We start from the raw sequence: 7,045 nt of genomic DNA on the forward strand, positions 1-7,045 counted from the left end.
CTCCTATTGAGTATATTCTCTTAATATATTTGCTCTCTTTTCATTTACAGAGATTGTTTCATCTTCATCGTTATAGATAAACGCTGATTGAATACTTACCATTAATTCATTAAATTTAAAATCACTCAATGTTAAATACCCTAAATCGATACCTAATTTCACTTCACTTAAACGATAAGAAGCTTCTTCCATTGAAATGATTCGACTATTTTGTAAAATACCCAATGACCGATAAATACGGTCTAGCGTTTCTAATTCATTGTATTGAGTTAAACGTTCACGAATTTGCATTTCTTCATTTATGATTTGTTGAACAACTTCAGTTAAATTATCTATGATTTCATCTTCAGTCTTACCAAGTGTTAATTGATTTGAGATTTGATAAATATGGCCATACACTTGCGAGCCTTCTCCATATATACCTCGAATTGTAAAACCGAAACGATTAATTGTCTGTGCAATACGATTCATACGTTTCATAATGGATAATCCTGGCAAGTGTAACATCACACTTGCTCGCATACCTGTACCAATATTTGTTGGACACGTAGTTAAATATCCTAAATGTTCATCATAACTAATGTCTAGTGATTGATCTAAAGTATCATCAATCTCACTAGCTTTGTTATATAAGTCGTGTAAAGATAAATCGGTGCCCATTGCTTGTATGCGTATATGATCTTCTTCATTAATCATAATACTTATTGATTCATCTTTATTCAATAACACTGCTGATGCGGGTTGTTTAATCAGTTCAGGACTAATTAAATGTTTTGCAACAAGTTTCATTTTGTTTTGTTGATCCATTGTATCCAAACGCATTAAATCTAAATCAGGCAATACATCTTGTACTTCATTTATAACTCTGAAGCCATCTTGTTCTGATGGAAACATGAGTGGGTGAACGTGATTTTCTAAATTTCTAGCCAATCGAACTCTTGATGACATAACAATTGGAGATTCTTCAGTTTCCTTCATCCATTCACTGATATGTGCATTCATATCACTCATTGCGTTCCACCCCGCTCTCGTCTTTCAATGCTTTTATTTCGTCTCTAACGATAGCAGCCTCTTCAAAGTTTTGTTCATCTATTAGTACATTGAGATATTTTGTTTTTTCCTCAATTTGTTTCTTGATGGCAAGTTTCTTATGAGACGAACGAGGCGTTTTACCTACGTGTTCAAATTGTCCACCTTGAACGCGTCTTACTATATCTACGATGTCATCTTTGAAAGTGGCATAACAATTTGCACACCCGAATTTCCCTACATGCGCAATATCTTTTAATGTCATCTTACACGTTGGACATCGCTTCTCTTCTTGAAAAGCTACTTCATGGAAATTAATACCATGTTTCGTTGCCAAATGTTGCAATATTTGTTTGACGACAAATGCTTCTTCAATATCGTCTTGAAACTGAGAATGCGGGGATGGCGTTTCATTTTGTTGCCAAGGGTTTTCACCTTGAGCACATATAGAACATACCCATTTCTCAGAAGTGCCTTCTTTACTTTTTACTGTAAGTTTAACCTCTGCTTCATTTAAATGGCAGTTTTCGCAAAGCACACATAGACACCTCGCTTTTCTATTAATAAAAACTAATGATTGGTAACAAACGTTTTAAAATATTCGCTCTAATAATATCTCGAGCAACAACATCCATTTTCAAAGTCTCTCGATCAACTATAACTTGAATCATTCTTGCTTCTCTTTCACTAATGAGACCTTTATCTAGCAAACCATCTAAAATATAGTAAGCTTGTTGCTGGGAAATGGATGGCCCAATGATTTGCAACAGATGATTAATATACCCCGTTACATCTTTATTTTCAATTTTGGTGATTCGGATATAACCTCCACCACCTCGTTTACTTTCTATTTCATAACCATGTTCGTTTGTGAATCTAGTTTTAATGACATAATTTAATTGAGAAGGTACACAGTCGAACCGTTGAGCAATATTTGCTCGTTGAATTTCTACCACGTCTTCATTACTTTCTTCGAATAACTTTTTAATGTATTGTTCTATGATGTCAGACATGTTGTGCATGATTTACCACCTCTTTTGACCTTCTTTGACTATATTATATGAGCATCTTTGACCTTTTTCAACCAATTTGTTTTTTAATTTTCTAAAATTATTGATGTTACATGTAAGAATTTATTGTATTATATTAGTTAAGTAAATTTAAAGGAGTAGAATTATGCATATTCTTATTGGGATTATAGGGATAATTTTCTTTTTGGCACTTGCATTTTTGTTTAGCTCTGACAGAAAAAATATCCGCTGGCAATATGTTGGTATTTTATTAGTTATCCAACTTGTGTTCGCGTTTATTTTATTGAAAACGACAGCAGGTATTACAGTTATTGGGGGCATTTCGGAAGGATTTAACTACTTATTACAAAAAGCTGCAGAAGGGGTTAACTTCGTGTTTGGCGGATTTAAGTTCGTAGATCCTAAAAACCCACCATTCTTCTTCAGTGTGTTACTACCAATTGTATTTATTTCAGCATTAATTGGTATCTTACAATATACTCGAATCTTACCATGGATTATTAATGTTTTAGGATTCTTAATTTCTAAAATTAATGGTATGGGACGTTTAGAATCATACAATGCAGTTGCTGCTGCAATCTTAGGTCAATCTGAAGTATTCATTTCATTGAAACAACAGTTACCTTACATACCTAAACAACGTTTGTACACATTAACAGCTTCAGCAATGTCTACAGTATCAGCGTCAATTATTGGTGCATACTTCACATTGATTGAACCTAAATATGTTGTTACAGCTGTTGTATTAAACTTATTTGGTGGTTTCATTATTGCTTCAATCATTAACCCTTATAAAGTTAATGAAGAAGACGATAAACTATTAGTAGACGAAAGCGAAACTAAAAAACAGTCATTCTTCGAAATGTTAGGAGAATACATTTTAGATGGTTTCAAAGTAGCAGTAATCGTAGGCGCAATGTTAATTGGTTATATTGCAATCATCGCATTATTAAACGGTTTAGTAAGTGGTGCATTTAGCTTAGTATCAGGTGGCGCAATTAAATGGGACTTCCAAACATTAATCGGATTTGTCTTTGCACCATTAGCATTCTTAGCTGGTGTACCTTGGGAAGACGCTGTTAAATCAGGTTCCGTTATGGCAACTAAATTATTATCTAATGAATTTGTTGCAATGCAATCATTAGGTAACTTAAAAGATATATCTGAACATACGAAAGGTGTAACGTCTGTATTCTTAGTATCATTCGCAAACTTCAGTTCAATCGGTATTATCTCAGGTGCCATTAAATCACTTAACTCTGAAAAAGGTGATGTCGTAGCGCGCTTTGGACTTAAGTTATTATTTGGTGCAACATTAGTATCATTCATTTCAGCTGCAATTGCTGGTTTCTTTATCTAATATCGAAATTAAATAACCTAGAACTTCCAATTTATAAAGAAGTTCTAGGTTGTTTTTTTTGCAAATTGAAGACTTTTAAAACGTCCCTAAAATTGCCATTATTCATTTATTTAACCATATGATCAATAAAGTATTGCGTTACTCTGTAATCATCTGTTAATTCCGGATGGAATGATACGCCCAAATATTTGCCTTGCTTTACTGCTACAATCTTATCGCCAACTGTGCTTAATATTTCTACGCCCTCTTCAACACTAGCGATATGAGGTGCTCTAATAAATACACCTTCAATGTCTTCAGCAATACCTTTAATGTCTAACTCTGCTTCAAAACTATCTACTTGTCGTCCAAATGAATTACGTTCAACAGTTATGTCTAATTTCTTCAAATAGCCAGTTTCACCTTCGACATCTTTCGCTAGTACGATAAGACCTGCACATGTGCCAAACATTGGTAAATCAGATTGTTGTAATTTTTCTTTAAATCCATATAAATCCATTAATCTTCGCAATGTAGTAGATTCGCCACCTGGAAGAATTAACCCATCTATCTCATCTAATTGTTCAACCTTTTTAACTGCAATACCTTCGTGACCACTAAGTTCAATATGACGGATGTGTTCACGTACGGCACCTTGCAATGCTAATACACCAATCTTCATATATTACCAACCACGCTCTTGCATACGTTCTTCTAATGAGATTTGATTAATATCTAAACCTTTCATTGCTGTGCCTAATTCTGAAGCTAATTTGCCAATAAGCTCATAATCTTGGTAATGCGTTGTAGCTTGAACAATTGCTTTAGCAAATTTCTCAGGATCTTCAGATTTGAAAATACCTGAACCAACAAATACACCATCAGCACCTAATTCCATCATTAAAGCAGCATCTTGAGGTGTAGCAACACCACCAGCTGCAAAGTTAACTACTGGTAAACGTCCGTGATCTTTGATTTGTTTTAAAACTTCATAAGGTGCACCAAGTTCTTTAGCATAAGTCATAATTTCATCGTCATTCATCACAACTAAGCGACTAACTTCTGAATTAACTTTTCTCATATGTCTAACTGCTTCTACAATGTTACCAGTACCAGGTTCACCTTTAGTACGTAACATTGCAGCACCTTCACCAATACGACGCGCAGCTTCACCTAAGTTACGACAACCACATACAAAAGGAACCGTAAATTGATCTTTTCTTAAATGATATTCTTCATCAGCAGGTGTTAACACTTCTGATTCATCAATATAATCTACGCCCATAGCTTCTAACACACGCGCTTCAGTAATATGACCAATACGTGCTTTCGCCATAACTGGAATTGATACAGCATTCATTACTTCTTCAACAATTTTAGGATTAGCGCTACGTGCTACCCCACCAGCTGCTCTGATGTCAGATGGTACACGTTCTAAAGCCATAACCGCAACTGCGCCAGCTTCTTCTGCAATTTTAGCTTGTTCTGCATTAACAACGTCCATAATAACGCCGCCTTTTTGCATCTCAGCCATTCCTCGTTTAACTCGATCTGATCCTACGATTTTTGACATAAAATTAACCCCTTTTCCAATTTGATTAAATTCATTTTAAGTTATAAACTGATATTTAAAAAGGTACAATTTATTTATAAAATTAGGGGTCAGTTATTAAAATGAAAAAGCAAAAATTATATATATCACTTTATGAACAATTAAAAAACCAAATTATAGAAGGTCAATACCAAGCACAAGACAAATTTCCATCGAAACGCCAGTTAAGTGAACATTTATCTCTTAGTCATACAACGATTGAACACGCCTATCAACTCCTACTTGATGAAGGTTTTATATACTCTAAACCACGTTCTGGCTATTATGTTTCCGATATTCAGTCATTACCTGTCATCAATATTAATAATCAATTTATAGAAACCGAACCTAAGACACCTGAGAGTAAACAATACAAGTATGCTTTTAATTTAGCTGAAATTGATGCAGAATACTTCCCCCTCAACCTTTTCCGAAAGTATGCAAAAGAAGCCTTTGAAGATAATGAATTAGCACTTTTAGAAAAAGGGGATATCCAAGGAGAATTAAATTTACGTCAACAAATTGCCCATTATCTATTTAATAGTAGAGGGGTTTCGTGCCATCCCAATCAAATCGTCATTGGATCTTCTACAGAGCAACTGCTAAACATGATTACAGATTTACTTAAAACATCATCTTTTATAATAGAAAAACCAAGTTATCCGCCCATAAAACATGTTTTAGATAAAAACAAGCATGATTATATACAGGCAACAGTTGAAAAAGATGGAATTAATATGATTGACATTATAAATTCTAATAACGATATTGTTTATATAACACCGTCACATCAGTTTCCTACAGGATATGTCATGAATTTAAAGAAACGAACACAGTTAATTAAATGGGCACATCAACAAAATAGCCGATATATAATTGAGGACGATTATGATTCAGAATTTAGATATTACGGTAAACCTATTCCAGCTTTACAAAGTTTAGATAAAAATGACAAAGTGATTTATATTAGTACATTTTCAAAGTCACTTTACCCGAGTTGCCGTATTGCTTATATTGTTTTACCTCAAAAATTATTACAATCTTATCTGTCAATGCCTTATAAAGAAAGCAACACAGTACCTGTGCATATCCAACAAATTATTGCTAACTTCATGTCATCTGGAAGTTTTGAGCGTCATTTAAATAAAATGAGAAAGATTTATAGAGAGAAACTAAATTATATATTAGAACGTTTGAAGCCACATGAAGATCAACTAAAAATCGAAGGTGCTTTAACAGGAATGCATTTTACTATAACTGTTGATAATGGACTTACAATGTCTCAATGCCTTCACAATGCTGAGAAACTGAAATTAAAATTAAACGTTTACAATTATGCGGAAGAAAATGAACTACTTCCAAAATTTATTATTGGATTTGGTGGTATTCCGAATCATAAACTTAAAGAGCATACTGACGTTTTAATAAAATCATTAACTGTATAGCAAAAAAAGCACGTCGATAAGTTACAAACTTATCGACGTGCCATCGTTTATATTAAGTAATAATTAGTCATTAATAGTTTCTTAATACAGTTCAAGTGCTTTCTTCCAATTATAAGAAATCAATACGGCTACACTCATCACCAATAGTATAATCACAAGTTCAGATGTCATATAATCTTGTGACAGATGGACAGTAAATTAAAGCTCCAAGCATAATTACGATAAAGCCGGCAGCTACATAATTAGCAAATAAACCAATGTCATTAAAATGCCTCCGATGAATTCAAATAATCCTAAAATAACGCCGAAGAAGGCAGGGAAACCTAAATCAGACCTCATTGCCATTGGCTCTTTAAAGCCACCAAATACTTTTTGAGCACCATGTATTGTAAATGTAATACCTAACATAAGCCTTATTAATAATAAACCAATATTCTTAATTCATCGACTTCAAATGCTTGCTCTTCGTAAAGCTATAACACTTTTATTTGTTGTTATCTTATTAAACCTTCGGTTTTTTTTATGCATAAAAAAAGAGACCTTCCGGTCTCGATATCGGCTCATCGCATCCATACGATTTGCCTGGCAACGTCCTACTCTAGCGGAACGT

The 7,045-nt window shown here is 33.8% G+C and carries 7 protein-coding genes and 1 pseudogene; 2 read left to right on the forward strand and 6 right to left on the reverse strand.

Annotated elements, in window-relative coordinates; translation table 11 throughout:
* Positions 1 to 3 precede the first annotated feature (3 nt).
* The 3 genes from HMPREF2737_RS03080 to HMPREF2737_RS03090 are packed head-to-tail and all read right to left on the reverse strand — an operon-like array spanning position 4 to position 2,051.
* Positions 4 to 1,011: a protein arginine kinase gene (locus tag HMPREF2737_RS03080; RefSeq protein ID WP_037552094.1), complete on the reverse strand. Its 1,008-nt coding sequence runs from the start codon at positions 1,009 to 1,011 to the stop codon at positions 4 to 6.
* On the reverse strand, positions 1,004 to 1,567 hold the full coding sequence (locus tag HMPREF2737_RS03085; RefSeq protein WP_011276738.1) for a UvrB/UvrC motif-containing protein: 564 nt from the start codon (positions 1,565 to 1,567) through the stop codon (positions 1,004 to 1,006). The genes HMPREF2737_RS03080 and HMPREF2737_RS03085 overlap by 8 nt, the downstream gene beginning before the upstream one ends.
* A gap of 22 nt (positions 1,568 to 1,589) precedes the next feature.
* Positions 1,590 to 2,051, reverse strand: coding sequence for a CtsR family transcriptional regulator (locus HMPREF2737_RS03090; RefSeq protein WP_037552095.1), 462 nt, complete (start codon positions 2,049 to 2,051; stop codon positions 1,590 to 1,592).
* A 154-nt stretch (positions 2,052 to 2,205) separates the two neighbouring features.
* Between HMPREF2737_RS03090 and HMPREF2737_RS03095 the strand changes: the two genes are divergently transcribed.
* Positions 2,206 to 3,420: a NupC/NupG family nucleoside CNT transporter gene (locus tag HMPREF2737_RS03095; RefSeq protein ID WP_037552096.1), complete on the forward strand. Its 1,215-nt coding sequence runs from the start codon at positions 2,206 to 2,208 to the stop codon at positions 3,418 to 3,420.
* Between the two features lie 106 nt (positions 3,421 to 3,526).
* Here HMPREF2737_RS03095 and pdxT read toward each other — a convergent pair whose 3' ends face one another.
* Both pdxT and pdxS read right to left on the reverse strand, forming a co-directional pair.
* Positions 3,527 to 4,081, reverse strand: coding sequence for a pyridoxal 5'-phosphate synthase glutaminase subunit PdxT (pdxT, locus tag HMPREF2737_RS03100; protein WP_037552097.1), 555 nt, complete (start codon positions 4,079 to 4,081; stop codon positions 3,527 to 3,529).
* Between the two features lie 3 nt (positions 4,082 to 4,084).
* A complete protein-coding gene (pdxS, locus tag HMPREF2737_RS03105; RefSeq protein ID WP_011276742.1) occupies positions 4,085 to 4,972 on the reverse strand; it encodes a pyridoxal 5'-phosphate synthase lyase subunit PdxS in 888 nt (295 codons plus the stop codon).
* A gap of 101 nt (positions 4,973 to 5,073) precedes the next feature.
* Between pdxS and HMPREF2737_RS03110 the strand changes: the two genes are divergently transcribed.
* Complete coding sequence (locus HMPREF2737_RS03110) at positions 5,074 to 6,435, forward strand: MocR-like pyridoxine biosynthesis transcription factor PdxR (RefSeq protein WP_037552098.1); 1,362 nt, start codon at positions 5,074 to 5,076, stop codon at positions 6,433 to 6,435.
* Between the two features lie 81 nt (positions 6,436 to 6,516).
* Here HMPREF2737_RS03110 and HMPREF2737_RS03115 read toward each other — a convergent pair.
* A pseudogene (locus HMPREF2737_RS03115) lies at positions 6,517 to 6,867 on the reverse strand (DoxX family protein).
* Positions 6,868 to 7,045 lie beyond the last annotated feature (178 nt).

The sequence above is a fragment of the Staphylococcus sp. HMSC069D12 genome (genome assembly GCF_001810405.1).
GTDB classification, from domain to species: Bacteria; Bacillota; Bacilli; order Staphylococcales; family Staphylococcaceae; genus Staphylococcus; species Staphylococcus haemolyticus.

Excerpts from the sequence above, each read along its gene's own strand:
- HMPREF2737_RS03080 (WP_037552094.1), bottom strand. The coding sequence starts at position 1,011 with ATGAGTGATATGAATGCACATATCAGTGAATGGATGAAGGAAACTGAA.
- HMPREF2737_RS03095 (WP_037552096.1), top strand. The coding sequence starts at position 2,206 with ATGCATATTCTTATTGGGATTATAGGGATAATTTTCTTTTTGGCACTT.
- pdxS (WP_011276742.1), bottom strand. The coding sequence starts at position 4,972 with ATGTCAAAAATCGTAGGATCAGATCGAGTTAAACGAGGAATGGCTGAG.
- HMPREF2737_RS03090 (WP_037552095.1), bottom strand. The coding sequence starts at position 2,051 with ATGCACAACATGTCTGACATCATAGAACAATACATTAAAAAGTTATTC.
- pdxT (WP_037552097.1), bottom strand. The coding sequence starts at position 4,081 with ATGAAGATTGGTGTATTAGCATTGCAAGGTGCCGTACGTGAACACATC.
- HMPREF2737_RS03110 (WP_037552098.1), top strand. The coding sequence starts at position 5,074 with ATGAAAAAGCAAAAATTATATATATCACTTTATGAACAATTAAAAAAC.